Here is a 26,475-nt window from a genome sequence, read left to right as displayed (position 1 = left end):
CGAACGGCCGCCAAATGAGATTTCCACTGGAATAACCCCAAACTCCCGGGTGTCACACTTGCTCGTTGCAATGACGCACGAGAGGAGCAGGTGTGGCTGTCCAGGAAGCCGACGTAGCGGGGTTGGTCGGGGAACAGCTGACTATGTCGGCATTCAACCAGCTGTCCGGCAGTCTGGGTGGTTATTCATTCGTCAAGGTGGTGGTCGACCGGCACAACGGGACGATCCACTTCCTGAACAACGCGCGTCACGAGTTCCACGCGCTCTACATCGGTACCGAGATCCTGGGCATCGCCGAGAGCGAGATGCGGGCACGGATCGACGAGTTCAACCAGAGCTTCTACCATGCCTCTGACCGGCGGTTCTTCCTCGGCATCCTGTCGCTGCACAAGCGCGAGGACCGGCGGATGTTCTCACTGGAGACGGTCGAGGTCGACACCATGTCGGCGGACATGATCGAGTTCTTCTACGCCGAGGTGCGCAAGAACGTCGACGCCGCCGTGCCGTTGTTCTTCAAGCCGGCGAACCATCTCCAGGAACAGGAGGTGGCGGAACTGCCCGTGGAAAGGCTTCCACGGATCCTGGCGCACGAATTGTTCTCGACGGCCGAGTTCGTCGCGTTGAACCCCGGCGTCACGAAGGGCCGGTTGCGCGCATTCCGCAGCGAGCAGGAGTACCGCGAGAACACGCTGGAGTGGTTCGACATCGTGGTGATGCACCGCGTTCCCGACGACATTCCGCGGCTCGCCGGCATCATCAACGCGGGGCACACCACTCCCCTGTCGCACACGAACGTCCTCGCGACCGGCTGGTCCATCCCGAACGCCATCCAGATCGGCGCGTTCGACCTGATCGATCGGGAGAACCTCGACGGTCAGTGGGTCGAGTACGAGGTGTCCCCGCGCGGCGCCGAGGTCGGGCTGCGGCTGATCGACGAGCCGCAGGACGCCGGCCAGCGGCCTGCCTGGTACGCGCAGCGCGTCACGCTCGGCGAACCCGAGCACACCTACAACCCGATCCTCGCGCTCGGCAAGATCCGCTACAACGACAGCCACCGCTACGGCACGAAGGCCGCGAACCTCGGCGAGCTGCACCACGTGCTCGCCTCCGAGTCGCCGCGCCGCCTGCTCGGGTTCTTCTCGGTGCCGCGCCCGCCGCGCGACAACCTCATGCCCTACCTGGCGAAGCTGCTCAACACCGAGAGCGACGACCTGCTCGGTGCGGCCCAGCAGCTGCTCGCGGAACGGGTGCGGGTCCCGCGCGGTGTCGCTCTCCCGTTCTCGATGCACCAGGGTTTCCTGGAATCGTCGCCGAAGATCCAGCAGGCCATCGGCAAGCTGAAGATGGCGCTGGAGCTCAACGCCCGCGAGATCGAGCCGTTGTGCGTCGAGCTGCAGCAGCTGATCCGCAAGACCCGCGTGCCGGACTACCTGCTGTCCGAACTGGACACCGCCCTGGTCGAGAACCTCGCGGGCGTGCGGACCTTCGTGGTGCGCAGCTCGTCGAACGCCGAAGACCTCGCCGGGTTCTCCGCCGCGGGCATCTACGAGTCCTACAACCACGTGACCAGCGCCGAGAAGATCGTGGAGTCGGTCAAGGAGGTGTGGGCGTCGCTGGTGTCCGCGCGCAGCGTCAGGCTGAGGCAGCAGGCGGGCATCTCGCTGGACGACTGCTTCATGGGCGTCGTGGTCCAGGAGCAGGTCAGGGCGGACTTCGGCGGGGTCATGGTCACCACGAACCCGATGAACCGCAACGACTTCCGCAACGTCTACGTCAACGTCTCGCCGAACGTCACCGACGTCGTCGAAGGCTCGAAGCAGCCGATGCAGTACCTCTACTCCACTGTGGAGGGTGGCGGCCGCACGGTCTCCCTCGGTGACGCGAAGGAAGACCTGGGCGTCAAGGCCCACGCGCAGCTGCAACGGCTCGCGATCGTCGGGCGGCTGCTGCAGTCGCACTTCTCGCCGGACTACACGTTCGACTCGCCGGTCGACATCGAGTGGCTCGCCACCGACGACGTCCTGTACGTCCTGCAGCTGCGGCCGTACTCGATCTGATGCCGGGTCTTCGCGTACCGGCGACTCCGGAAGTGGCGCGTGCCGTCCGCCTGACGTACGGCTTCCAGTTCTTCTTCGGTCTGCTGCTGTGGATCCCGGTCTTCTACGAGTACCAGAAGCAGCTCGGCCTGAGCGACGCCGAGATCTTCGGCATCCAGTCGATCTACTACATCGCGTTCTGCCTGCTGGAGATCCCGACCGGCATGGTCGCGGACCGCTTCGACTACCGCACGTCGCTGTGGCTCGGGGCGAGCGTGCTGGTCGTCGCGAACCTGGTGCCGGTGCTCGCTGGCAACTACACCGGGTTCCTGGTCCACTTCCTGCTGATCGCGCTGGCGAGGTCGTTGATCTCCGGCGCCCAGAGCGCGTATTTGTACGAGTACCTCCACGCGCACGACGCCGGGCACCTCTACCTGAAGGTCGAGGGCGTCGGGCGGTCGTACAGCCTGGTCGGCAAGATCGTGTACTGGCCGGTGATCGGCCTGCTGATGCAGTGGAACATGCCGTCGCCGTACTGGCTCACCGCGATCAACGCCGCGATCGCCGTCGTACTGGCGCTGCGGCTTCCGCCGATTCCCGGCTGGCAACGGCCGGAGGGCAAGACGGCGAAGCTGCTCGCGGGCGTCGGTGGCGCGTTCGGTTCGTTGAAGACGTCGCGCTGGCTGCTGTTGCTGATGATCCAGGGCATCGCGATGTTCACGCTGGTGCGGATCCTGCAGGTGAACCTGTTCCAGCCGGTGCTGGACTCGAAGGACGTGCCGGTCGGCTGGTACGGCTCGGTGCTCGCCGCGATGACGATCTTCGAGGCGATCGCGGCCGCCCGCCCGCACTGGCTGTCACGCAGGATCGGACCGGCCAGATCGGTGTTCCTCCTGACGATCGTGATGGCGCTGGCGATCGGCTTCATCGTGCCGTCCGGCGGTGTCGTGACGATCGTGTTGCTGTGCCTGTTCTCCGTGACGGCGGGCATGAGCTTCCCCATCCAGAAGAAGCTGCTCAACGACGCGATCCCGGACTCCCGTTACCGCGCAACGCTTCTGTCGATGGAGTCCATCATGGACCGAGCTGTGTGCGCGGTCGTCGCGGTCGCGCTCGGCGCCTACCTCACGGGCGGCAGGCTCGACGAGTTCCTGGTGCTGTCGTCGGTCGTCACGGTGATCGTGATGGCGTTGCTGGCGGGTCTGCTGATCGCGGTCAGGACCACAAGGCGGCGACGAGCTCAGCTCGTCCCGTGATGCCGAGCTTGCGGTAGGCGCTCGACAGGTGCAGTTCGACGGTGCGGCGGGTGAGGTGCAGGGCTTCGGCGATCTGCCGGTTCGTCAGGCCCTGCGCCGCCATCCGCGCGACCCGGTTCTCCTGCTTGGTCAGGCCCTGCACCTGGTCGTCCTCGTCACGGACCTCGTCGCCCGCGAGCTTGGCCAGCGGGTGCGCGCTCAGGTGACGGGCCAGTTCGAACGCCTTGCGCAGGTGCGGGGCCGCTGCCTCGGTGCGGCCCTTGCGGCGCAGGTGGTGGCCGAGCCAGTAGGACGACTGGGCGTGCAGCAGCCGGTGCGGTGACGAGCCGAGAATCTGTTCCGCCTCAACGAGAACGTCGATGTCGTCGGTGCTCATGCCGACGCTCATCATCGCGGTCCCGATCACCCTCGGGGAACCCCACCGCTTGGCCAGGTCGAGTTCCTCGTGCGCGAGCCGGGCGGCGTCGTCACGGTTGCCGAGCGCCAGGTACGCGCGCACGGCGTGGTGACGCCAGGCGATCAGCGCGGGGTTGGGCATCTCCCGGGTGGCAAGTCGCCGGCCAGCCTCCAGCAGGTCCTCCAACCCGCCCTCCGCGTGGCAGGACGCGAGCTTGAGCCGGCCGCGGGCGTAGACGATGTTGATGTGCTGCAACAGATCGCCGTCCTCGGCGACGAGCGGGGCGGCCTCGTCGAACTGCCCCATCTCGATGCAGACCTCGGCCAGCTTCGCGGTCGCGAGCACGACGGCCGGGCAGTCCATGTTGCCGGTCGAGACCGGCGGCGTCAGGAACGTGTACGCGCGGGCCAGGTCGCCGCTGTTGTGGAAGGCCGCGGCGCGGGCGATCATGCTGAGCATCCCGCGGCGCAGGTGCGGGTCGTGCGAGACCGGCGCGGTGCTGTGCGAGAGCCAGAACTTGTTGATGTGCTCGGGATCGTCGCCGAGCACCGGCACCAGGAACGTGAAGATGTAGGGCTCGCCGAAGACGTCGACCCACTCGCCGTCGAGTGCTTCCAGCGCGTACTCGACGGCTTCGGGGTAGGAGTCGCCGCTGCGGGCGTTGCCGACCGCGAGCAGCGCCGACCGGGCGCGCTTGAGGTTCGGGTCCTGCGGGACGTCGCCGACGAGATCCTCGAAGTACTTGCCAGCGCAGTTGGCCATGCGCGCCTCGCGGTTGGCGGCCAGGAGATAGGTGGTGCAGACGAGGTTCCAGACCAGGTCGCGGTCCTCCGGCAGCAGCCGCGCGACGGCCATGATCGCGAGCGAGACGGCGAAGTGCGCGTCCGAACCCGTGCACATGCTCTGGTTCAACGCCAGCGTGACGTTGGCGGCGAGGTGCGGGTCCTCGCATCGCATCAGGGCGTCCCGGACGCGGTCACGGCCCAGTGCGTTGTCCAGCAGGTGTTCCGTGTGGCCGAGCTCGACCTCGATCGCCAGGCGGTCCTCGTCGGACAGGTGTTCCTCGAGCGCTCGTTCCAGGTGCTCGACGCCGCCGACCTCGCGCAGCAGGTCGACGGACCACGGTAAGCGGACGGATCTGGCCTTCAGCACGTGCTCGGCGACGCGCCCGTCCGGGGCGTCCGACTCGAACAGCAGCCAGGCCGCGCGGGCGTGCGCGGCGGAGCGGACCGCGATCGGCATGTCGGCGAGGATGCTGTTGCGCACGAACGGATACCGGAACGTCAGCGGGTCGGTGTCGGCGAGCACGCCGAGCCGGACGAGCATGTCGACGGCGGGCAGCGCGTCGAAGCCGGTGAGCGCGGACAGCAGTTCGAGGCCCGCGTCACCGTCCAGAACGGCCGCGGATCGGGCGACCTCGGCGGCTCCGGTGTATTCGCGCAGCCTCATGCCGATCATCTCGCCGACCGCCGCCGAGCCTTCGCCTTCCTCACGGAGCAGGGCCTGGAGCAGATAGGGGTTGCCGCCGGTGAGCTCGTGGCAGCGCTGCGGGTCCCGGCCGGGGAGGGCTTCGGTGAGGCTGGCGATGGCCGCGACGTCGAGCCCGTCGAGGTCGATCCGGTGCGGGTGGGCGCCGGCGATCTCGGGCAGCGTGACCTCGTCGATGGCGAGGTTTCCCTGGGACGCGCCCAGCGCGATGACGACCGGCATGTGCTGCAGCCGTGGGCGCAGATAGGCGAGCGCGCGCTTGGAGAAGGTGTCGGCGACGTGCACGTCGTCGATGACCATGAGGATCGGCGCCTTGCGCGCGGAGTTCGCGGCGCGCGCGTACAGCTCTTCCAGGTCGTGCTCGTTGGCGAGGCACGGCGCGAGCTGGCGCACCACCGCACCGGGGAGATGGCTCTCCAGGCGGGCGCTCTTGGCCAGGCGGACGGTGAACCCGCGGCCGCGGGCCTCGGCGGCGATGGCGTCGAGCACCGCGGTCTTGCCGATGCCGAACCCGCCGGTGACGACCACGCACGAGCCCGTTCCCCGAACAGCGTCGTCCAGCAAGCGTCCGAGAGTCGCGAGTTCCGCGTCCCGGCCGAGTAGTGGAGATGTCACCTCTGTCTACCCCTGCCTTCGGTACCGAGAGGACCGCAGGTCGAAGGTTTCGGTGGTTCCTTCGGTGGCGACCGTAAAGACCTGCGCTTCGTCGTCGGGCAAACTTACCCACAGGTAACGGCTAGCGGAACTGTGAGCTGTTCGCAGTTGTGAGTGGGAGCGAGCGATGATCTTGGCCAGGCTGATGCGCGGATGGCTCCGCCTCGCCTGCTTGTTCGCTGCTCCCCTGACCGTGCCACCGCGAGAGTTACACGCGACCGAGCAGCCCAAACGGCTCGGCGTGCGCGGACTGCGCGCGAACGAGACTGCTGACCTCGATCGGGTTCTCGGCCTGCGAGGACAGCGACTCCACGACGGACAACACCGCGGCGATGGCCACCACGACGCCCGCCGCCACCAGCAGGATGCTGCGGGCGATGGGGCACGGCTGGCGCCCGCCGGGCGGACACTCCCGCAGCACCGGCCGCAGCGCCGGCGCGAACATGCCGAAGTCGGCCACGTCGCGCCGGCAGTCTTCGCACCCGGCTAGGTGCCGGGAGAACCTCACGTGCTCGGCCGGGTCGAGCACGCCTAACGCGTACGCCGCGACATCACCGCACGGCCCTTCCGGGCTCGTGCGGTTTTCGTCGTCTTGGTCTTGTCCTGCTCCTGCTCCCACGTGCTCGTGATGTGGTTGACGGGTCACCATCACTAGCTCCTGTCCTGCAGCGCCCGGCGGATCGTGTGCATCGCCTTGTACAACCGGGACTTGACGGTTCCTTCCGGGACTCCCAGAACGATCGCGGCCTCCTTCACCGTTCGCCCCATGACATACGTTTCGTAGATGGCTGAACGATGTTCTTCACTCAATTGGCGTACTACATCGGTAATGACCATCACCGAAAGTGTCTGTTCGGTGTCGTCCGGAGATTCGGCGATGTCCGGACGCAACAATTCCACTTCCTGCGGGCGCGCCTGTCGGCTTCGCCATCCGTCGATCACAATGCGACGAGCCACAGTACAAAGCCAACCGCGCAACATCCCCGGTTCACGAACGAGATGTGCGGAGTTCTGCCAAGCCCTGATCAACGTCTCCTGAACAACATCTTCCGTCCACTGGCGGTCGTAGTTGGTCAGGCACAGGACCTGCGAGAACAGCATCCGCTGAAACTGCCCGTAGAGCAGCGTGAGCAATTCTTCGTCCTGGTGGGCTTGTGCGACCTTGCCCTGATCACCCATGAAGCTGACGACCTCCCCAGATATCGGCGACGGGTTCGCTTCGGGCGGCAGACCTAGCGACTCGGTGGCCGAGCATGGAATCCACCGGATCCTACATCGCGAACGCGAAATCCTCTCGGGTACGTAAATTCAGTCCAAATGGTTCGCAATTTGTGATGTGATGCACGTCACATCGACATCTGCGCACGTGTCGTGAACTTGGACCCCACCTGCGCGTATCACCTTTGAAGGCAGCTCGATCGCGGGAGGGAACGGGCACTATGCGTCACCGGTTGGGCACGCTGGGACAGCACGCAGCGCTGTTTACCATCCTGTCTGTCGTATTTCTGGGGGCTTTCATCGGAGCCGTCCCGGCAAATGCGCAATCGACAGAAGTACAGCCATCGGACCGCTCATTCATGGTATCTCTGCGCCAAGCAAACTCTTGGTTGATACCGGTGAGCAAAGAAGCTCCGGCACGCACCACGAATTCAGGGATAAGCAACGCCGGGCGGGACATCTTCGAAGGGCATTCACGACTGGACATCGATCTCCTGAAATCCGCCGAAGGACTCGGCGTCGTCCTGCCGAACGACGTCAGCAGTGAGCACCAGGCGCTCATCGACGAGATGGCGCAACGCACCGGGGACAACCACGACCGCGCCTACGCGACGATCGTCCGGCAGACCCAGGGCGGCCTTCTCGTCATGGCCGTGCAAACGCGGGCAACAACGCAGAACACCACAATTCGCACGCTCGCCCACCAGACGGTGCAAATGCTGATTCGTACAATGACGGTCCTGGAGAACACCGGCAGGGTCGACCCGTCGGCGCTCGAATTGGTGACGGCCAAGGCTCAGGTGAACGCGGTCCGCGTCATCGGCCAGAACGTGGAACCGTCGGACCGGGAATTGCTCGTGATGCTCACCCAGCATTCGCTTTGGCAGAAACCGGTGAGCCGCGAGAGCTCCGACCGCGCCCGCGACGCGAAGGTCCGCAAGGTCGCGGGCCAGCTCGCCTCCGAGCACACCCAGCTCGCCCAGGCGGTCACCGAGGCCGCACGGCAGATCGGCGTGGACCTCCCCGCCGAACCGACGACGGAACAGAAGTCGTGGGCGAACGCCATCTCGTCCAGCTCGGGCGACGAACTCGACCGCATGTACGCGAACCTGTCCCGCGCCGCCGACGGCTCGCTCATCACCCAGGTCGCCCACGCCCGCGCGACGACCAAGAACGTCCCCGCGCGCATCGCCGCGCAGACCGCCCTGACCCTTCTGCTCAAGCACATGCTCCTGCTGGAGGGCACCGGCCTGGTGAAGGCGAACTCGCTGCAGATGACGAACGTCCCGCCCATCGCCCAGCAGAAGTCCAACAGCAGCCCACCGCCCCAGCCCGACGACTCGTCCACGAGCGTCGGCTTCCTCACCGGCATCGCCGTGCTCGTCGTCGCCGCGGCCGGCACCCTCTGGCTCGTCCGAGCCATCGGCCACCACGGCGAACACCGCCGCTGACCGCTTGCCCACCGATATATCGGCTGTCGCCCTCGCCAACCGATGTATCAGCGCCCGGCGGGCCTCCGCAGCCCGCCGGGCGCACCTCATCTACCCCTTTGCAACGAGTCTTTTGACGACGAAGTCCAAAGAGTCGTTGCTAAGGGGCAGGTCAGCAGGGGTGACGGGTTGACATAATCAGGGTGAAAGGCCAACAGGCCGCGCAGCGCCGGACCTGGGCGAACCGATATATGGATCTTGGAGAGCTGCCCGCGGCGGCTTACTTACGTGTCGAGGGTTGTGCCGTGTCCACCAGTTCGACGGTGTGCGCCTCGGTGGGGTCGACCGCCTCCCACTTGCCGGCGAGCCGGTCGATCACAGCGGCCGGGACCGGTTCCGGACGGGCGCTGTTGCGGGCGTGGATCACGTTCTTCGGCGCTTCGAGCCCGACCAGTGTGATCCGGGCGTGGTAGTCGGCGGCGAGTCCGATGCAACGCTCGCGCAGTTGCTGAGAGATGTTGGTCGCGTTCCAGACGAACCGCTCCCCTGCGCGCAGCAGCACGCGGGCTTCCTCGAACGCGGCGGCGGCCACGGTCCGTTGGTCGCCGTCGGGCGCGATTCCGAGCCGGGAGCGCACCGCGTCGAGGCTCACCACACGCCAGCCCGGCCGGTGCTGGGCGATCCAGTGGTCCTTGCCGACGCCTGGCAGGCCGGACAGCACGGTCACCTCGACCCGCGTGTCGTCATAGGCGGCGTAGTCCGGGTCGCGGCCGGGCGTGCGGAAGTACTGGAAGCGGGCGTGGTCGGACGGGAAGGCGCGCGGCCGGTCGAGGCAGTCGCGTTCGCGGCAGTACTCCTCGAACAGCGCGATGTTGTCCAGCACCGAGCCGGCGTCGCCGCAGATCCGGCCGAGGATGTCGGCGCGGGCGAGCGTCGCGAGGTCGTCGTTGCGCGCGAGCAGGCTCACCCGGAACGCGATCCGGTCGAGGTCGGGGCGTTCCAGTGCCCAGAACGGCACCTGGTGGTGCCGCACCAGCGCGGCGACGTGCTCGCGCCAGGCGATCGGGCATCCCATCTCCCACAGCAGCTTGCGCGCCAGCAGATCTCCAGCGCGCGAGTGTCCGTGCGCGGTGATGCGGCCGTCTGCGATCTGCGTGCGGAACGGCTTCGCGGCGTCGTGCAGCAGCACCGTCGCGAACAACCGCACGCGATCCGCCAAAGGACGCGCTCGCCATTCGGGCAGCGACACCAGGGCCTCGCAGGCCATCCGGGTGTGCGTGGCGACGTCGCCTTCGGCGTGGTGCACCGGGTCCTGCGGCACGCCTTCGAGCGCACGCACCCACGGGAACGCCGAGCGCACGGCGTCCCAGTCGAGAGTCCATTGCGGACCGGCGGGGCAGAGTTGCTCAAACACGGGCCACCACCCGGTTCGGCAGGATCGGGCGGTCCTGCCAGTGGCTGCCCGAGTCCAGCACGGCGGTGACGAACGTCGGCCGCACCCACTTGTAGCGCTCGACCGTGCGCCCGTCCTCCTCCACCTTGATGTAGAGGCCTTCCATGTCGTCGTCCGAATCCGTCTCCGCGACAACGACTTCCGGGTCCTGCCCCGCCGCCCGTGCCGCCTCCACCAGCGCGGCACGCCACCCCGGAGTGCGGCACAGCGACGGGCCGATCAACGCGGTCAGGTCCTTCAACCGACGCAACGGCCCCTCGTGCAGCACCGGCACGGACACCACCGGCGTGCCCGCGAGCACGCGGCGACGTTCCGGTGTGGACAGGAACTCCCCGGAAGTGCGGTCGAGCAGGTCGAACTCGCAGAAGTGGTGCGGCAGCGCGTCGTAGAACACGGTGTGCTTGGCGTACAACCATTCCCCGTAGAGCACGTACCGCGTGCCGAGCCTCTCCCACAGCACGCCCTGGTGCGTCGCGGCCCACGCCTTCAACGGCGCGAACTGCCGTTCCCGCGGCCCGCCCATCAGGAAATGGCCGCGTGACTGGAGTTTCAGCACACCGCCGGAGTCGAAGCTGATGCCCGCGTTGGCACCGTCGAGCTTCTCCTCGACGACCAGGTGCCGCCCCGCGATCGCGCGGAACGGCACCTGGTCGAGGTCCTCGTCGCCCGGTTGCAGGCGCGAGCCCTCGAGGTGGGGCGTTCGCGGGTACTTGCGCAACATGCCCCGATTTGTATCCCGTTCGCGCGCCCGCGAGCGAACGGTTTACGCCTGGCCGACGAACGCCGCCTTGTCCGCGTTGAAGGTCGGCTCGAACACGAGCTGCATCTCACCGGGCTGCGCGCCGACCGAGTACGCGACGTGGAAGGTGTAGGTCTTGCCCGGCAGCACGGTCGCCGAGTCGAACGTGCTGTCGCAGCCGCCGCTGCTGTCGAACACCATGTCGGCCTTCTGCCCGTTGAACTGCGCGTCGGTGCCGACCGACATCAGCGCGGTCTCGAACGCGGCGCTCGTCCCGTTGGTGATGGTGATCTCGAACTTCACCGCGCGGGCGATGTTCGAAGGCGACGCGTACTGGCCGGGCGTGCACGCGACCGGAGCGGCGACGTCGACGGAGAGGCCGTTCGCCCACGAGTACCGCTTGCCCCAGGTGGGGCTCTCGGCGATCGCGTCCTGTTTGGCGGTCTCACCGGGCGCGCCGACCTGCCCCTGGTTGACCTCACCGTTGAAGATCTTGTCGAGCTCCTTGACCGCGGCCTGCTGCGCCACCACGGTCAGCACGATCGCCAGGACACAAAGGACGACACCGACCGCCGCGAGCACCTTGCGGGTGCCGAACAACGCGATGACGCCGAGCACGATCCCGACGAACGCGGCGACCGCGGTGAGGTTGTTGAAGAAGATGACCCACGAGCTGACGATGCCGACGATTCCGAGGATCACCGCGGTCCAGGCGAGCGCACCGAATCTCGTGGGCTTCGGCGGTGCGGCAGGAGGCGGGGCGTAGGCGGGCGTCGGATAGGTCATCACGGCTCCTGGCGGTTGCGGTGTGTGACCACGACGTCGATTGGTCCGCTTTACCCGTTAGCCCGATCACCGCAGTGTCACTCGATCGAGTTGCCGACGGCTGGTCGACCGACTTCCGTTGGTAGCGGGACGGCTACGATCCGTACAGGCTTGGTGCTGGATGCCATCCCGAAAGGAACCCTGCACATGGCACGACGACTCGTCGGAACCCTGCTCGCGACGATCGCCGCACTCGGAGTGATGACGGCCCCCGCACAGGCCGCCGTCGATTTCACCGGCATCGTGGCGCTCAACAACTGCTCCGGCTCGCTGGTCCGCCTGCCGGACTCAGGCCCCGCGGACAAGGCGCTCGTTCTCACGAACGGGCACTGCGTCGAACTCATGAAACCCGGCCAGGTGATCGTCGGCCGGACTGTGTCGCGCAGCTTCAGCCTGCTCAACGGGGCCGGGTCGAAGATCGCGACCCTGACGGGCACCAAGCTCGTCTACGCGACGATGACCGGCACGGACGCGGCGCTATACCAGCTCAACACGACCTACGGACAGATCCAGCAGCAGTACGGCAGCCGCGCGCTGGAACTGTCGGCCTCGCACCCCGTGGCGAAGACGGACATCCGGGTCGTCTCCGGTTACTGGAAGAGGATCTACTCCTGCCAGATCGACGGCTTCGTCCACCAGATCAGGGAAGCCGACTGGACCTGGCGTGACTCGCTGCGCTACACGTCGTCGTGCAACACCATCGGTGGTACCTCGGGTTCGCCGATCATCGACAACGCGAGCGGCAAGGTCGTCGGCGTCAACAACACCGGCAACGAGAGCGGTGGCCGCTGCACGATGAACAACCCGTGCGAGGTCGACGCCGGCGGGCAGATCACCGTCCGCAAGGGCATCAACTACGGCCAGCAGACCTTCGACTTCGTTTCCTGTTTCGGCCCCGGCACGACGCTGAACCTGGCGCTGCCCGGCTGCACGGTCGCGAAGCCCTGAGGAAACGTGGAGAAGCCGGGACGCCCCTGCCCGCGTCCCGGCTTCTCCACGTTCGGCACTACTTCGCGGCGCGTGCGATCAGGTCGGCCACGGTGTCCGGCTGCGACACCGCCACCGAGTGCGAGGCGCCCCGGACCTCGACGACCGCACGGGCGTGAGCGCGCTCGGCCATCCACTTCTGCGCGGCGATCGGGATGTTCTTGTCCTTGCCCGCCACCACGAAGTACGACGGGATGGTGTGCCACGCGGGGTCGCCGGCCTTCTCGGTCAGCGCGGTGTCGTTGATCGGCCGCTGCGTCGCCGCCGCCAGCGTCGCGTCCTTGCGGGACACGTCGGCCGCGAACTGCTGCCAGTACTTGTCCTGCTGGATCGTCAGGTCCTTGCTGCCGTCACCGATGTCGATGGCCGACAGCGTGTCGCCGAGGGTGCTGCCCGGGAACTTGTTCGACAGTTCGAGGGCGCTCTCGCCCTTCTCCGGTGCGAACGCCGCGACGTAGACGAGCGACTTCACGTTCGGGTTCCCGAGCGCGGCCTGCGACTGGACCATGCCGCCGTAGGAGTGTCCGGCGAGGACGATCGGGCCGTCGATCGAGGCGAGCACCTTGCGCAGGTAGTTCGCGTCACCGGTGACGGACCTGAGCGGGTTCGCGACCGCGACGACCGGGAATCCCTTGCGCTGCAGGCGCTCCACGACGCCGTTCCAGCTGGACGCGTCGGCGAACGCACCGTGCACGAGCACGACGGTCGGCTTCTTGGTGCCCTGCTTCTCGGTCTGCTCCGCGGCACCGGCACCGGACGGAACAACGGCGGCCAGCGCCAGCAGCGTCCCCAGAACCGCGAACACCTTGCGAACTCGCATTGGTCTCTCACTCTCTCGTCGGGCACCGTGGCGGTGGTGCATCGCGCTCGATTAGGTCGTGCACGATGTAAGTTACCCGACGAGTTACCTCGCACGCGATGTGTTTCAGCTCACTGGCGCTCGGCGCCGTGCCTGACGCGGTTCAGCGCCTTGCGGAGAACGGTGATCTCCTCGAGGGTCATGCCGAGCGCCTTGCCGAGCTGGTTGAACATCTCGGCGCCGATCCACCGCAGGTCACGGCCCTTGTCCGTGAGCTGGACGAGCACCGAGCGCTCATCGTCGGGGTGCGTGACGCGCACCAGCAGGCCGCTCTTCTCCAACCGCTTGATCAACGGCGAGAGCGTGCTGTACTCCAGGTCCAGTTCCTGCACGAGCTCCCGGATCGGCCTCGAGTCCCGCTCCCACAGCAGCAGCATCACCAGGAACTGCGGGTAGGTGATGCCCGCCTTGTCGAGGATCGGGCGGTAGAAGCCGGTGACCGCTCGCGACGTCGTGTAGAGGTCGAAGCAGAGCAGGTCGGAGACCGTGGGGGTCACGGCGGACGGCGCGTCGGGAGTAGTGCTCACGCTTTTCAGGCTACTCGGCACCCACCACCGCAGCGGCGTGATCGGTTACGGCACGCCAACGGACACGCGGACGGGACCCGCCCTGGCCTACGACCAGGGCTCGTCCAGTGCCGAGGCCTCCGCCCCCGCGGTACGCAGCTCATCACGCACCACGCGATAGGCGAGGCCTTCCGCGTAACCCTTGCGCGCCAACGCACCCACGAGCCGGCGGATCTTCGCCGTCTCGTCCACGCCGGACATGGTGCGCAGGCGTTTGCGGACCAGTTCGCGGGCACGCTCTTCCTCGGCCTCGCTGTCGACCGCGGCGACGGCCTCGGCCACCACCTCGTCCGCCACGCCCTTGCGACGCAGTTCCATGGCCAGGGCACGACGGCCCAGGCCGTTGTACGTGTGCCGGGAACGCACCCACATCTCGGCGAACTGCGCGTCGTCGATCAGGCCGGCGCGGTCGAACTTGCCGAGGACGATCTCGGCGACACCGGGGCTGATCTCCTTGCGCAGCAGGGCGTCGTACAGCTCCTGCCGGGAGCGGGCCCGAGCGGTGAGCAGCGCGTAGCAGATGTCCCGCGCCTTGCGCTGCTCCTCAGCCTCGTCCAACCCTCACGACCTCAGAACTCGACCGGCGCGACGGGAACCGTCTCGTCGGCGTCGAGGGTGGCGCCGATGCCGAGCTTGTCCTTGATGCGCTTCTCGACCTCGTTGGCGATGTCCGGGTTGTCCAGCAGGAACTTGCGGGCGTTCTCCTTGCCCTGCCCCAGCTGGTCGCCCTCGTAGGTGTACCAGGCGCCGGACTTGCGCAGGATGCCCTGGTCGACGCCCATGTCGATGAGCGAGCCCTCGCGGCTGATGCCCTTGCCGTAGAGGATGTCGAACTCGGCCTGCTTGAACGGCGGCGCGACCTTGTTCTTCACGACCTTGACCCTGGTGCGGTTGCCGACGGGCTCGCCGCCGTCCTTCAGGGTCTCGATGCGGCGGACGTCCAGACGCACGGAGGCGTAGAACTTCAGCGCCTTACCACCGGTCGTGGTCTCCGGGGAGCCGAACATCACGCCGATCTTCTCGCGCAGCTGGTTGATGAAGATCGCGGTCGTGTTGGAGTTGCTGAGCGCACCCGTGATCTTGCGCAGCGCCTGGCTCATCAGGCGGGCCTGCAGGCCGACGTGGTTGTCGCCCATCTCGCCCTCGATCTCGGCGCGCGGCACGAGGGCGGCGACCGAGTCGATGACCAGGATGTCGAGCGCGCCGGAGCGGACCAGCATGTCCGCGATCTCGAGCGCCTGCTCACCGGTGTCGGGCTGCGACACCAGCAGCGCGTCGGTGTCGACGCCCAGCTTCTTCGCGTACTCGGGGTCGAGGGCGTGCTCCGCGTCGATGAACGCCGCGATGCCACCGGCCTTCTGCGCGTTCGCCACGGCGTGCAGCGCCACGGTCGTCTTACCCGACGACTCCGGACCGTAGATCTCGACGACCCGGCCACGCGGCAGGCCACCGATGCCGAGCGCCACGTCCAGGGCGATCGCGCCGGTCGGGATCACGGCGATCGGGGCACGGCCCTCTTCGCCGAGCCGCATCACGGAGCCCTTGCCGAACTGCTTGTCGATCTGCGCCAGGGCCAGCTCGAGCGCCTTGTCCCGGTCGGGTGCTGCGGGTGCCATCTTGGGTCCACCTTTTGTCGTCTGCCGTTGCTTCGTCATGTTGGACCTGACGCTACTGGCGGGGTCTGACAATTCTGCGAAGCCGGGGGTCGGGGCCACTGTAGCCGAACACGTGTTCGAGCACACGCGACACTCCCGACGCCCTGTTCAGCGGCGATTTTCCGGAACATCGAACGCTTCGCAGACCGCGATCCAGACTTCCTTGGCCTCGGTTCCGGCCTCCAGCGCCTCGTCCGCGGTACGGCCCCCGAGCGACGACAGCACGTGGTCGCGGGCGATCATCTCGGCCCTGACCTGGCCGAACTCCCCCGCCATGAGTTTGCGGAACATGGTGATGCGCACCGGGAGACCCTAACGAACGGGCCTGCGCAGCGATGCGAAGAGGCACACGACGAGCAGCGGCAGCGCGGTGAACCCGACGATCAGCCCGAGCGCCGCGTACGACCACGCCGTCACGACGACGCCGGACACCGCTCCCCCGACGGCGGCGCCGACGTTCATCACCAGATCGGAGAGTCCCTGCGCGGCGGGCCTGTCCTCGACCCGCACGGACTCGGTCAGCAACGCGGATCCCGCCACCATCCCGGCCGACCAGCCGAACCCGAGCAGCGCCAGTCCCGCGGCGAGCTGCGGGGCGTCGTGCGAGGGCGCCATTCCCGCGACCCCGGACGCCGCCACCACCAGCGACGCGCCGATCGCGAGCACCGGTACGCGGCCCAGCCGGTCCGCCATCCACCCGAACAACGGGCTCGCGGCGTACATCGCGGCGACGTGCAGGCTGATCACGATGCCGACCACGCGCAACGACGACCCGGCGTGGTTCATGTGCACCGGAGTCATCGACATCAGCCCGACCATCGCGGTGTGGCACAACGTCACACCGACGAGTGCGAGCCGGGCCATCGGGCCGAGCGTCGCCCAGACCTTGAGGCCGCGAGGGCTCTCGCCACTGGCGCCACCGGCGCAGCAGTCCGGAGATTCAACCGGTCGTGTGCTCTTCACGACGACCAGCGGGTCCGGTCGCAGCCCGAACTGGATCACCAGCACCGCGGCGCCGAGCACGACGGCCGCCAGCAGGAACGGCCCCACGCCGGCGGGCAGGCCCAGGGAGGCAGCCGCTCGTCCGGCGGGGTCGGCGAGGTTCGGGCCGATGATCGCGCCGATCATGGCCGCCCACACGACACGGGAGAGTTCGCGCGCACGGCGTTGCGGATGCGCCAGATCCGTTGCGGCATAACGAGCCGCGTAGTTCGCGCTGGACGCCCCTCCGAACAGGAGGAGACCCACCAGCAGCACCTGCCACAGGCCGAAACCGACGGCTACGGCGGCGATCAACGCGCCGAGCCCGCCCATGCCGTAGCCGAGGATGAGCGCGGGACGCCGCCCGCTGCGTTGCGCGAGCCGGGCACCGGGCAGGGCGAGCACCGCGGCACCGGCGACGGCCGCGGTCTGCGCGAGCCCGCCGACGGCCTCGGACCCGGACAACGACGCGGCGATCAGAGTGCTGAACGCGAGGCCGATCGTCACCGCCGCCGACCCCAGGATCTGGGTGCCGGTCAGCACGCGGACGACCTTGCGCTGCACGCGTTCGACCTGCGGCGCGACGGTCACCATGATCACGATCGTGACACGGCCGGACCGCTCGCCGACAGGTCCATCAGGGGCGCTTACTCGCCCGGTTGCACGGACTTCTCGAAGAAATCGGCCATTTCGTCGGCCTTGAGCTCGTCCGCGTTCTCCTCGGCGGTCTTGGTGAGGATGCCGAACATGGGACGGCCCTTGGCGGTGAACACCAGCACGCCGGTGCCGCTCGACGTGGCCGCGCGGTAGTCGCCCTCCAGGCCGTTGCCGGTCCAGTCGGCCTCGACGCGGTCGGTCTGGAACGACTTCGCGATGGTGGCCGCGTTGTTCTCGGCGCCGGTGACGCTGTCGGTGAGGATGTACTGGACCGCGTAGCCGTCGCGGATCGTGCAGCTCACGACCGTGCCCTTGATCTCCTCCATGCCGGTGATCTGCGCGGAGTCGGCCTTCTCGCAGCCGCCGCCGTCCGGCACGGTGCCCGCGAGCTGGCGCAGGCACTTCGTGAAGCCCTGGCCGTCCTGCGCGGTGTCGTCCTTGCACTCGTCGGCGCTGGGCAGGCTCGGGCCGGACAGCGCGAAGGCCGCGCCGATCACGCCCGCCACCACGAGGACCGCCGCGCCGGCACCGATGAGGACCTTCTTGTTGTCCTTCTTCTTCGGGGCCTGCTGCGGGAAGTTCGCCGGGTAGCTGCCGCTGACGTTCGGGTTCACCGGGTAGGTGCCGCTCGCCGAGTACGCGCCGCTCGGGTACGACCCACTCGGGTACGAACCGCTTGGATACGAGCCGCTCGGGTAGGAGCCGCTGACCACCGGGTTCGGGCCGCTGACGTTCGGGTTCACCGGGTGCGGGCCGCTCACGGCGGGGCTGACCGGCGCGGTCACGACCGTGGGCGGCTCGACGTAGCGGGGCTTGTCGTCCTCGGGCTTGAGCGTGATCGTCGCCCGGTCCACGACCTGCGCGCCGGTCGCGACGATCGTCTCCGGGTGGTCGGGGTTGGTCGGGACGATGCCGACCTTCTCCGCGATGATCTGCGCGACCAGCGGCATCCGGCAGGACCCGCCGACGAGGTAGACGTGCTCGGGCGTGACACCGGCCCGGTGCACCGTGGAGATGAGCAGCTCGGTGGTGCGGATCAGGCTCGACCGGACCAGCGCCTCGAGTTCGGCGCGGGTGATGACGACCTTCTCGAACGGCTCCGGCATCAGCACCTCGACCTGAGGCAGCTCGGAGAGGTCCTCCTTCGCGAGGCGCAGTTCCTCGCGCAGGCCGAGGCGGGCGCGGTGGTCGTCCACCGTGACCGGGCGCATCAGCCGTTGCCAGCCGGCCGGGTCCTTGTGGGAGACCGTGCGGCCAATGTGCTCCAGCAGCGCCTGGTCGACGTCGAGGCCACCGACGTCGCTGAGGCTGCCGTCGGCGAGGATGCGGTGCTGGGCGTCGAGCACGGAGACGTCGAACGTGTCGGCGCCGAAGTCGTAGACGGCGAGCGGGCGGCCACCGCTGAACGAGGCGACCGCGATGGCCTCGGGAACCGGCACGAGCTCGCCGGTCATGCCCGCGAGCCTGGCCGAGGACAGCAGCTTGTTGCGCCTGCTCGGGCCCCACTCCGCCGGGTGCGTCAGGCGGATCTCGTCGAGGTGCTCGCCCTTGAGCAGCGCGGTGACGGCCTCCAGCACGCGGGCGTAGATGGCCGCGAGCGCGTCGTTGACCGGCAGGTTCTGCTCGCCGAGCTTGAGCGTGGCCTTGTCGATGTGGCGCTTGGGGTTCGCCTCGTAGCGCGACGGGTCCTGGCGCGAACGCCGCTCCGCTTCTCTGCCGACGCGCAGGGAGCCGTCCTCGTCGAGGTAGACGGACGAGGGCATCGTCGGCCCACCGTCCACATCCACCACGCCGTGGTCGGACAGCACCGCAACCGTGTTGGCGGTGCCCAGGTCGACGGACAGGACGCGCACCGTGCTCCCCTCGCAGACGTACTGCGGTGATCGTGCCACAGAGGGCTTCGCCGGGTGCTCGGACCTGCGCGATCAGAAATTGTCGGACCCCGGCGTCATGATGGTCTCCATGGACGTGATGGAGGCATTCTCAGCGGCGACCAGGCAGTGGTTCGCCGGGGCCTTCGCCGCGCCCACCCAGGCGCAGACAGGGGCGTGGGCGGCCGCGGCGGCGGGCGAACACGCGCTGGTCATCGCCCCGACGGGCTCGGGCAAGACGCTGGCAGCGTTCCTGTGGGCGCTGGACCGGCTGGCTTCCTCGACCACCCCCTCGGAACCGAAACGGCGCTGCCGCGTGCTCTACGTGTCGCCGTTGAAGGCACTGGCGGTGGACGTCGAACGAAACCTGCGCGCTCCGCTGACCGGCATCCGGCAGGCCGCTCACCGGCTGGGGGTGACGGAACCGTCGATCACCGTGGGCATGAGGACGGGCGACACGTCCCCGGAGGAACGGCGGGCGTTCGGGCGCACTCCGCCCGACGTGCTGGTGACGACGCCGGAGTCGTTGTTCCTGCTGCTCACGTCGTCGGCACGCGAGTCGTTGCGCGGCGTGGAGACGGTGATCGTCGACGAGGTGCACGCGGTGGCGGGCACGAAACGCGGCGCGCACCTGGCGTTGTCGCTGGAACGGCTGGACGTGCTGCTCGACCGGCCGGCGCAGCGGATCGGGCTGTCGGCGACGGTGCGGCCGGTCGAGGAGATCAGCACGTTCCTCGCCGGTGGCCGGCCGGTGTCGGTGGTGCAGCCGAAGACCCCGAAGGTCATCCAGGTCGAGGTGGAGGTGCCGGTCGAGGACATGGCGCTGCTCGGCCAGCCGACGGGTGAGGTGTCGGGGTCTGCCGCCGGAGCCGAGCAACGCACGTCCATCTGGCCGTCGGTCGAGGCACGCATCCTGGAGCTGGTGCGGGCACACCGGTCGACGATCGTCTTCGCGAACTCGCGGCGGCTCGCGGAACGGCTGACCGCGCGCCTCAACGAGCTCGCAGAGGAAGCGACCGAGCTGGAGTCCTTCCCCGCCGAGGCCATCGGCCAGTCGGGCATGACGGTGCAGAAGACCGCGTCCGTGGCCCGCGCGCATCACGGCTCGATGTCGCGGGAGCAGCGCACGGCCGTGGAAGAGGACCTGAAGACCGGGCGGCTGCCGTGCGTGGTGGCGACGTCGTCACTGGAGCTCGGCATCGACATGGGCGCGGTCGACCTGGTGGTGCAGGTGGAGGCGCCGCCGTCGGTCGCATCCGGGCTGCAGCGCGTCGGCCGGGCCGGGCACCAGGTCGGCGCGGTGTCGCGGGGCGTGATGTTCCCGAAGTTCCGCGGCGACCTGGTGTCGTGCGCGGTGGTGGCGGAACGGATGCGGGACGGTGCGATCGAGGCCGTGCGGTTCCCGCGCAACCCGCTCGACGTGCTGGCGCAGCACGTCGTCGCGATGGTGGCGATGGAGACGTGGGCGCTCGAGGAACTGACGGCGCTGGTGCGGCGGGCGGCACCGTTCGCAGGGCTGCCGGACTCGGCGCTGAACGCGGTGCTCGACATGCTGTCGGGCCGGTATCCGTCCGAGGAGTTCGGCGAATTGCGGCCCCGGATCACCTGGGACCGGGTGAACTCCGAGCTGCGAGGCCGGCCGGGCTCGCAACGGCTGGCGGTCACGTCCGGCGGCACGATCCCCGACCGGGGGATGTACACGGTCATGACCCCTGCCTCGGAGAACGGCGCCGGCTCGCGCGTCGGTGAGCTCGACGAGGAGATGGTCTACGAGTCGCGGGTGGGCGACACGTTCCTGCTGGGCACGTCGTCGTGGCGGGTCCAGGACATCACGCACGACCGGGTGATCGTGGTGCCCGCGCCGGGGCAGCCCGCGCGCATGCCGTTCTGGAAGGGCGACGCTCCGGGCCGCCCGCTGGAACTCGGCCGTGCGATGGGCAGGTTCCTGCGCGAAGTGTCCACGATGGAGGATTCGGCGGCGCGGCAACGGGCCGGCTCCGCCGGTCTGGACGAGTGGGCGACGGACAACCTGCTCGCGTACCTGGGCGAGCAGCGGGAGGCCACGCGGCACGTCCCGAACGACAGGATCGTTCTGGTGGAACGGTTCCGCGACGAGCTGGGCGACTGGCGGCTCGTCGTGCACTCCCCGTTCGGCGCCCAGGTCAACGCGCCGTGGGCGCTCGCGATCGCGGCGCGCCTGCGGGAGAAGCGCGGGGTCGAGGTGCAGGCCGCGCACTCCGACGACGGCATCGTGCTGCGGCTGCCGGACGCCCTGGACTACGAGGGCGTGGAGGTGACGGCGGGCGCGGAGGACGTGCTGCTCGATCCCGACGAGGTCGAGCAGATCGTGGTCGCGGAGGTGGGCGGCTCGGCGTTGTTCGCGGCCCGGTTCCGCGAGTGCGCCGCCCGGTCACTGCTGCTGCCCCGCCGCGATCCACGCCGCCGCACCCCGTTGTGGCAGCAGCGGCAACGGTCGGCGCAGCTGCTGTCGGTCGCCGCGAAGTACGAGAGCTTCCCGGTGGTCTTGGAGGCCATGCGCGAGTGCCTGCAGGACGTCTACGACGTGCCCGGCCTGAAGGAGCTGATGTCGGACGTCCGCGCGCGCAAGGTGCGCGTGGTCGAGGTCGAGACCCAGTCGCCGTCGCCGTTCGCCCGCAGCCTGCTCTTCGGCTATGTCGGCATGTTCCTCTACGAGCTGGACGCTCCTCTCGCGGAACGGCGCGCGGCGGCGTTGTCGCTCGACTCGACGCTGCTCGCGGAACTGCTCGGCTCGGAGGCGATCCGCGAGCTGCTCGACCCGGAGGTCGTGGCCGAGGTCGAGCGCAGCCTGCAGCGCCTCTCCGAGGACCGCCGGCCGCGGCACGCCGAGGACACCGCGGACCTGTTGCGGTTCCTGGGAGATCTCTCCGACGCGGAGGCGCTCGAACGCGGCGTGTCCCGAGCGTGGCTCGACGAACTGGTGGCCGAGCGCCGGGTGATCCGGGTCCGGATCGCCGGCGAGGAACGCAGCATCTCGATCGAGGACGCGGGCAAGGTCCGTGACGCGCTCGGGGTCGCTCTCCCGGTCGGCGTGCCGGAGGCGTTCACCGAACCGGTGGCGGATCCGCTGGGCGACCTGCTGAGCCGCTACGCCCGCACCCACGGGCCGTTCCCCGCCTCCGAACCCGCTGCCCGCTTCGGTCTGGGCGTGGCCGTGGTGACGGGTGTGCTGGAACGCATGGCGGCCACGGGCCGGCTGGTGCGCGGTGAGCTGCGGCCCGGCGGCACGCACACCGAGTACTGCGACGCGGACGTGTTGCGTCGTCTGCGCCGTGCGTCGCTGGCCCTGCTGCGGTCCGAGGTGGAGCCGGTCGAACCCGCCGCGCTCGGCCGCTTTCTCCCGCAGTGGCACGGCCTGGGCCGCCGGTTGCGTGCGGCGCCGACGGTCGACGACGTGTTCTCGGTGGTGGAACAGCTCGCCGGGGCGCCACTTCCGGCGAGCGCCCTGGAGTCGCTGCTGTTCCCGTCCCGGTTGCCCGGCTACTACCCGGCGCTGCTGGACGAGCTGACGGCGTCCGGCGAGGTGACGTGGACGGGGTGTGGCGCACTGGCCGGTGGCGACGGCTGGATCGCGCTCGCGCCGACCGACGTGGCCGATCTGCTGCTGCCCGACCTGGTGCCGGAGTCCGTTCCGGAGTCGCCGCTGCACACGGCGGTGCTGGAGGCGTTGTCCGGCGGGGCGTTGTTCTTCCGTCAGGTGGTCGACCGGGCTTCGCTATCCACGGCGTGCACGGACGCGGAAGTCGTCGGCACGCTGTGGGATCTGGTGTGGGCTGGGCTGATCACCAACGACACGTTGTCGCCGCTGCGCGCGCTGGTGTCCGGTGGCGGGGCGGCGCACAAGCCTCGCCGCACTGCCCCGCGCGGCCGTTACGCACGGCTGCGCGCCGCACGTCCCGACATGCCCTCGCGCACGGGACCGCCGACCGCCGCCGGGCGCTGGTCCCTGGCGGTCACCCCCGCAGAGGATCCGACTCGCCGGGCGCACGCTCGTGCCGAGGCTTTCCTGGAACGCCACGGCGTGCTGACGCGGGGCGCTCTGGACACCGAGCGCGTGACGGGTGGGTTCAGCGGCGTCTACAAGGTGTTGCGGGCCATGGAGGAGTCGGGGCAGGTCATACGCGGTTATGTCGTCGAGGGGCTGGGTGCCGCCCAGTTCGCGGCGCGAGGCGCGGTGGACCGCCTGCGGGCCCTGTCCCGTCCTCCTGGTCAGCCGTCCCAGGCCGACCAGGCCGCGGTGGTGCTCGCCGCCGCCGATCCCGCCCAGCCCTACGGAGCCGCGCTGGCGTGGCCGGATCCGTTGGGAGAGGGCAAACACCGGCCGGCTCGCAAAGCCGGCGCGCTGGCGGTGCTGGTCGACGGCACCCCGGCGCTCTACGTGGAGAGAGGAGGTAAATCGCTGCTGTCGTTCACCGACGACGAGCCGACCCTGCGCACCGCCGCGAACGCCCTGAGCCGGGCTGTCCGCGACGGCTGGCTGGGCCAGCTGGCGGTCCAGCGAGCCGACGGCGAGGTCGCGCTGACCTCGCACCTGGCGACGGTCCTGCAGGAAGCCGGTTTCCGCGCCACCCCGAAGGGTCTGCGCCTGCGCGCGTGAGACCTATGCCGGGAACAGCGAGCTGTAGGCGTTGAGGGCCGGCTGCCCGCCGAGGTGGGCGTAGAGGACCGTGCTGTCGCGGCCGATCTCGCCCGACGACACGAGGTGGATGAGCCCTGCCAGGGACTTTCCCTCGTAGACAGGGTCGGTGATCATGCCTTCGAGGCTCGCGCCCAGCCGCATGGCGTCCACGGTGGACTCGTCGGCGATGCCGTAGGTGCCGGCGTGGAAGCGGTCGTCGAGCAGGACGTCCTCTTCGGACACCGTGACCTCGCGGAGCTTCGCGGTGTTGTGCGCGATGCGGGTGATCTGGGCGAGGGTCTCGGCCGGCTTGGCGGAGGCGTCGATGCCCAGCACGCGGCGGCCGGTGTCGTTCGCGAAACCGGCGACCATGCCCGCCTGGGTGCTGCCGGTCACCGAGCAGACGACGACGGTGTCGAAGAAGACGCCGAGCTGGGCTTCCTGCTGGCGGACCTCGTCCGCCCAGTTCGCGAAGCCCATGCCGCCCAGCGGGTGGTCGGAGGCGCCGGCGGGGATCGGGTAGGGCTTGCCGCCGCCCGCGCGGACCTCTTCGATCGCCTGTTCCCAGGCGGGTTTGACGCCGATGCCGAACTCGGCGCTCACCAGCCGGACGTCGGCTCCCATCATGCGGCTGAGCAGGATGTTGCCCACCCGGTCGCTGCCGACGTCGGCCCAGTCGACCCAGCTCTCCTGCACCAGCACGGCTTTCAGGCCGGCCCTGGCCGCGGCGGCCGCGACCTGGCGGGTGTGGTTGGACTGGATGCCGCCGATCGACACGAGGGTGTCGCAGCCGGTGGCCAGCGCGTCGGCGACGAGGTACTCGAGCTTGCGGGTCTTGTTGCCGCCGTAGGCGAGGCCGGAGTTGCAGTCCTCGCGCTTGGCCCAGACCGCGGCGCCGCCGAGGTGGGCGGTGAGGCGGTCCAGGCGGTGGACGGGCGAGGGGCCGAACAGGAGCGGGAATCTGTTCACAGTTCGTCCTCCAGGGTGCTCCAGTTCTCGTCGACCAGGGTGGCGGCCAGCGCGGGGTCGCCCTTCTCGCACGCCTCGATGATCTGCTGGTGCTGGGTGACGGAGTGGCGGGCGTCCGGCGAGGAGAACCGGTTGTGCTCGGCCCGGCGCACCAGCGGGGTGAAGCGGTCGATGGTCGCGGCGATCGCGAAGTTGTCGCAGCGGTGGACGGCCACGGCGTGGAACTCGTCGTCTGCGGCCAGCGCGGCGACGGCGTCGTTGGCGTCGAGCGCCTTCTTGAAGGACTTGTTCGCGGCCCGCATGGCGGCGATGTCCTCGGCCTGCATCTTCGGCACCGCGATGCCGACGGCGAGGGCGTGCATGGACTGGACGACGACGAGGGCGTCGCGCACCGGCTCCGCTTCCAGCGCGGTGACACGGGTGTACGCGTGCGGCTTGGTCTCGACCAGGCCCTCGTCGGTCAGCGTGGCGAGGGCCTCGCGCACCGGGGTGCGGGACAGGCCGAGCTTCTCCGCCAGTTCGACGTCCTTGATGGGCGTGCCCGGCTCCAGGTCGCCGCGCACGATCGCCGCCCGGATCTCGGCCGCCGCCCGCTCCTTCAGTGACCCATATCCAATATATTGCATATCAGTGAGCGTAGGGCGCGGGCCGGGTGATCGCAACAACAAGCCCCCGAGCCGCGGTGCGACTCGGGGGCTTGGCTGGTTCCGGGCTAGCTGACGGGAAGGACGCGGCCAAGGACCGCGAACGGCCGCGGGTCGCCGGTGAACTGGTAGTGCCGCAACACGTCCACGAAGCCGACGCGGCGGTAGAGCTTCCACGCCTTGCTCGGGCCTTCAGGCGTGGACAGCAGCACGCGGGAGGACGGCACGCCCTCCAGCAGGCGGCGCAACAGGTCCTCGCCGAGACCGCGCCCCTGGGCGCGCGGCAACACGTGCAGTTCGGTCAGCTCGAAGTAGTCGGTGAGCCAGTCCTCGACGACGGTGGGCGGCGAGACCTGCATCAGTCCGCGCCGCACCTGCTCGTGCCACCACTGGCCGGCCGCGCCGCGGTAGCCGTACCCGATGCCGACGAGTTCGTCCTGCTCCCCCAGCGCGACGACGCAGCGCCAGTCCTCGCGCATCATGTGCGCGAGCCACATCGGGGCGCGCTGCTCGACGGTGCCGGGCGGGTAGTTCATGGCCGTCACGTACAGCGCGAGGGCTTCGCCCAGCCGCACGTTCAGCTCCGAGGCGGTCATCTCGACGATGCGCTCCAGGCGCGGCGAGGCCGTCATGCCGTCACCACCGCCACACGTCCGCCCGTCAGCGCCACCAGGTCCGTGAAGGTCGTGGGGTAGACGGCGTGCGGATGGCCCGCGGCCGCCCAGATCTCCTCGTAGCCGGACAACGCCCTGTCCACGATGGTCTCGATCGGCGCCGGGTGCCCGACCGGCGACACCCCGCCGATCACCTGGCCCGTGTGCTCGCGGACGAACTCCGGGTCGGCGCGCTTGACCGCCTCCGCTCCCACCAGTTCGGCCACCATCGACGTGTCCGCGCGGTGCGCGCCCGAGGTGAGGACGAGCAGCGGGGCCGCGACGCCGTCGCGCACCGCGGCGAACAGCAGGCTGTTCGCGATCGCGCCGACCTGGACGCCCACCGCTTCCGCGGCGGCCGCGGCGGTCCGCACGGCGTCCGGCAGCACGACGATGCGTCCGGCGGTGGCGGGTGGCAGGGCTTCCGCGACCTTGCGGATTCCGGGGTGTTCGAGCGCACTCACATCTCCATCAGACCAC

22 protein-coding genes are annotated in these 26,475 nt (G+C 69.1%); 5 read left to right on the top strand and 17 right to left on the bottom strand.

The window, feature by feature from the left end:
• The first annotated feature begins 143 nt into the window (after positions 1-143).
• Both ACIQF0_RS42595 and ACIQF0_RS42590 read left to right on the top strand, forming a co-directional pair.
• On the top strand, positions 144-2,057 hold the full coding sequence (locus ACIQF0_RS42595; RefSeq protein WP_360043232.1) for a PEP/pyruvate-binding domain-containing protein: 1,914 nt from the start codon (positions 144-146) through the stop codon (positions 2,055-2,057).
• Entirely contained in the window at positions 2,057-3,292 is a 1,236-nt protein-coding gene (locus ACIQF0_RS42590) for an MFS transporter (RefSeq protein WP_401039804.1), read from the top strand. Before ACIQF0_RS42595 ends, ACIQF0_RS42590 begins: the two co-directional genes overlap by 1 nt.
• Here ACIQF0_RS42590 and ACIQF0_RS42585 read toward each other — a convergent pair.
• The 3 genes from ACIQF0_RS42585 to ACIQF0_RS42575 form a co-directional block, all read right to left on the bottom strand.
• Positions 3,252-5,792 carry a LuxR C-terminal-related transcriptional regulator gene (locus tag ACIQF0_RS42585; protein WP_401039802.1) on the bottom strand — a complete coding sequence of 847 codons (2,541 nt, stop codon included), beginning with the start codon at positions 5,790-5,792 and terminating at the stop codon, positions 3,252-3,254. The two genes, ACIQF0_RS42590 and ACIQF0_RS42585, sit on opposite strands and share 41 nt — an antisense overlap.
• 247 nt (positions 5,793-6,039) lie before the next feature.
• The gene (locus tag ACIQF0_RS42580) at positions 6,040-6,480 is read right to left on the bottom strand and encodes a zf-HC2 domain-containing protein (RefSeq protein WP_401039800.1); all 441 of its coding nucleotides are present in this window, start codon (positions 6,478-6,480) and stop codon (positions 6,040-6,042) included.
• A 2-nt stretch (positions 6,481-6,482) separates the two neighbouring features.
• On the bottom strand, positions 6,483-7,010 hold the full coding sequence (locus ACIQF0_RS42575; RefSeq protein ID WP_093599776.1) for a sigma-70 family RNA polymerase sigma factor: 528 nt from the start codon (positions 7,008-7,010) through the stop codon (positions 6,483-6,485).
• 260 nt (positions 7,011-7,270) lie between these two features.
• Here ACIQF0_RS42575 and ACIQF0_RS42570 point away from each other — a divergent pair, with 260 nt between their 5' ends.
• Complete coding sequence (locus tag ACIQF0_RS42570; RefSeq protein WP_401039798.1) at positions 7,271-8,500, top strand: DUF4142 domain-containing protein; 1,230 nt, start codon at positions 7,271-7,273, stop codon at positions 8,498-8,500.
• Positions 8,501-8,759: 259 nt separating this feature from the next.
• Here ACIQF0_RS42570 and ACIQF0_RS42565 read toward each other — a convergent pair whose 3' ends face one another.
• The 3 genes from ACIQF0_RS42565 to ACIQF0_RS42555 are packed head-to-tail and all read right to left on the bottom strand — an operon-like array spanning position 8,760 to position 11,457.
• Positions 8,760-9,893: an AAA family ATPase gene (locus ACIQF0_RS42565; RefSeq protein ID WP_401039795.1), complete on the bottom strand. Its 1,134-nt coding sequence runs from the start codon at positions 9,891-9,893 to the stop codon at positions 8,760-8,762.
• A complete protein-coding gene (locus tag ACIQF0_RS42560; RefSeq protein WP_401039793.1) occupies positions 9,886-10,653 on the bottom strand; it encodes an RNA ligase family protein in 768 nt (255 codons plus the stop codon). Before ACIQF0_RS42560 ends, ACIQF0_RS42565 begins: the two co-directional genes overlap by 8 nt.
• A 42-nt stretch (positions 10,654-10,695) precedes the next feature.
• On the bottom strand, positions 10,696-11,457 hold the full coding sequence (locus ACIQF0_RS42555; protein ID WP_401039790.1) for a hypothetical protein: 762 nt from the start codon (positions 11,455-11,457) through the stop codon (positions 10,696-10,698).
• Between the two features lie 186 nt (positions 11,458-11,643).
• On the opposite strand from ACIQF0_RS42555, the gene ACIQF0_RS42550 reads away from it, so the two are divergent.
• On the top strand, positions 11,644-12,444 hold the full coding sequence (locus ACIQF0_RS42550; RefSeq protein ID WP_360043208.1) for a serine protease: 801 nt from the start codon (positions 11,644-11,646) through the stop codon (positions 12,442-12,444).
• A gap of 58 nt (positions 12,445-12,502) precedes the next feature.
• On the opposite strand, the gene ACIQF0_RS42545 is transcribed toward ACIQF0_RS42550, so the two are convergent.
• The 7 genes from ACIQF0_RS42545 to ACIQF0_RS42515 all read right to left on the bottom strand — a co-directional run bounded on the left by ACIQF0_RS42545 (position 12,503) and on the right by ACIQF0_RS42515 (position 19,054).
• Positions 12,503-13,303, bottom strand: coding sequence for an alpha/beta fold hydrolase (locus ACIQF0_RS42545; RefSeq protein WP_401039787.1), 801 nt, complete (start codon positions 13,301-13,303; stop codon positions 12,503-12,505).
• A 110-nt stretch (positions 13,304-13,413) separates the two neighbouring features.
• Positions 13,414-13,869, bottom strand: coding sequence for a MarR family transcriptional regulator (locus ACIQF0_RS42540; RefSeq protein ID WP_360043202.1), 456 nt, complete (start codon positions 13,867-13,869; stop codon positions 13,414-13,416).
• A gap of 87 nt (positions 13,870-13,956) precedes the next feature.
• Positions 13,957-14,466, bottom strand: a complete 510-nt coding sequence (locus ACIQF0_RS42535) for a regulatory protein RecX (protein WP_360043199.1) — start codon at positions 14,464-14,466, stop codon at positions 13,957-13,959.
• An 11-nt stretch (positions 14,467-14,477) separates the two neighbouring features.
• Complete coding sequence (recA, locus tag ACIQF0_RS42530) at positions 14,478-15,524, bottom strand: recombinase RecA (protein ID WP_090073224.1); 1,047 nt, start codon at positions 15,522-15,524, stop codon at positions 14,478-14,480.
• Between the two features lie 147 nt (positions 15,525-15,671).
• Positions 15,672-15,866, bottom strand: a complete 195-nt coding sequence (locus ACIQF0_RS42525; RefSeq protein ID WP_360043196.1) for a DUF3046 domain-containing protein — start codon at positions 15,864-15,866, stop codon at positions 15,672-15,674.
• Between the two features lie 9 nt (positions 15,867-15,875).
• A complete protein-coding gene (locus tag ACIQF0_RS42520) occupies positions 15,876-17,138 on the bottom strand; it encodes an MFS transporter (protein WP_401039783.1) in 1,263 nt (420 codons plus the stop codon).
• A gap of 53 nt (positions 17,139-17,191) precedes the next feature.
• Positions 17,192-19,054, bottom strand: coding sequence for an Hsp70 family protein (locus ACIQF0_RS42515; protein ID WP_401039782.1), 1,863 nt, complete (start codon positions 19,052-19,054; stop codon positions 17,192-17,194).
• Positions 19,055-19,163: 109 nt separating this feature from the next.
• Here ACIQF0_RS42515 and ACIQF0_RS42510 point away from each other — a divergent pair, with 109 nt between their 5' ends.
• Positions 19,164-23,708, top strand: a complete 4,545-nt coding sequence (locus tag ACIQF0_RS42510; protein ID WP_401040038.1) for an ATP-dependent helicase — start codon at positions 19,164-19,166, stop codon at positions 23,706-23,708.
• A 3-nt stretch (positions 23,709-23,711) separates the two neighbouring features.
• On the opposite strand, the gene ACIQF0_RS42505 is transcribed toward ACIQF0_RS42510, so the two are convergent.
• The 4 genes from ACIQF0_RS42505 to ACIQF0_RS42490 form a co-directional block, all read right to left on the bottom strand.
• A complete protein-coding gene (locus ACIQF0_RS42505; RefSeq protein WP_401039779.1) occupies positions 23,712-24,698 on the bottom strand; it encodes a 1-aminocyclopropane-1-carboxylate deaminase in 987 nt (328 codons plus the stop codon).
• On the bottom strand, positions 24,695-25,324 hold the full coding sequence (locus tag ACIQF0_RS42500; RefSeq protein ID WP_360043184.1) for a GntR family transcriptional regulator: 630 nt from the start codon (positions 25,322-25,324) through the stop codon (positions 24,695-24,697). Before ACIQF0_RS42500 ends, ACIQF0_RS42505 begins: the two co-directional genes overlap by 4 nt.
• Positions 25,325-25,410: 86 nt before the next feature.
• Positions 25,411-25,974 (bottom strand): GNAT family N-acetyltransferase, encoded by a 564-nt coding sequence (locus ACIQF0_RS42495; protein ID WP_401039776.1) that lies wholly within the window; start codon positions 25,972-25,974, stop codon positions 25,411-25,413.
• Positions 25,971-26,459, bottom strand: coding sequence for a YbaK/EbsC family protein (locus ACIQF0_RS42490; RefSeq protein WP_360043178.1), 489 nt, complete (start codon positions 26,457-26,459; stop codon positions 25,971-25,973). Before ACIQF0_RS42490 ends, ACIQF0_RS42495 begins: the two co-directional genes overlap by 4 nt.
• Positions 26,460-26,475: the final 16 nt, after the last annotated feature.

Source organism: Lentzea sp. NPDC092896, assembly GCF_044754905.1.
Lineage (GTDB): Bacteria > Actinomycetota > Actinomycetes > Mycobacteriales > Pseudonocardiaceae > Lentzea.
Note: the sequence above shows the minus strand (reverse complement) of the source record. Positions and strands in the feature narration are given on the sequence as shown.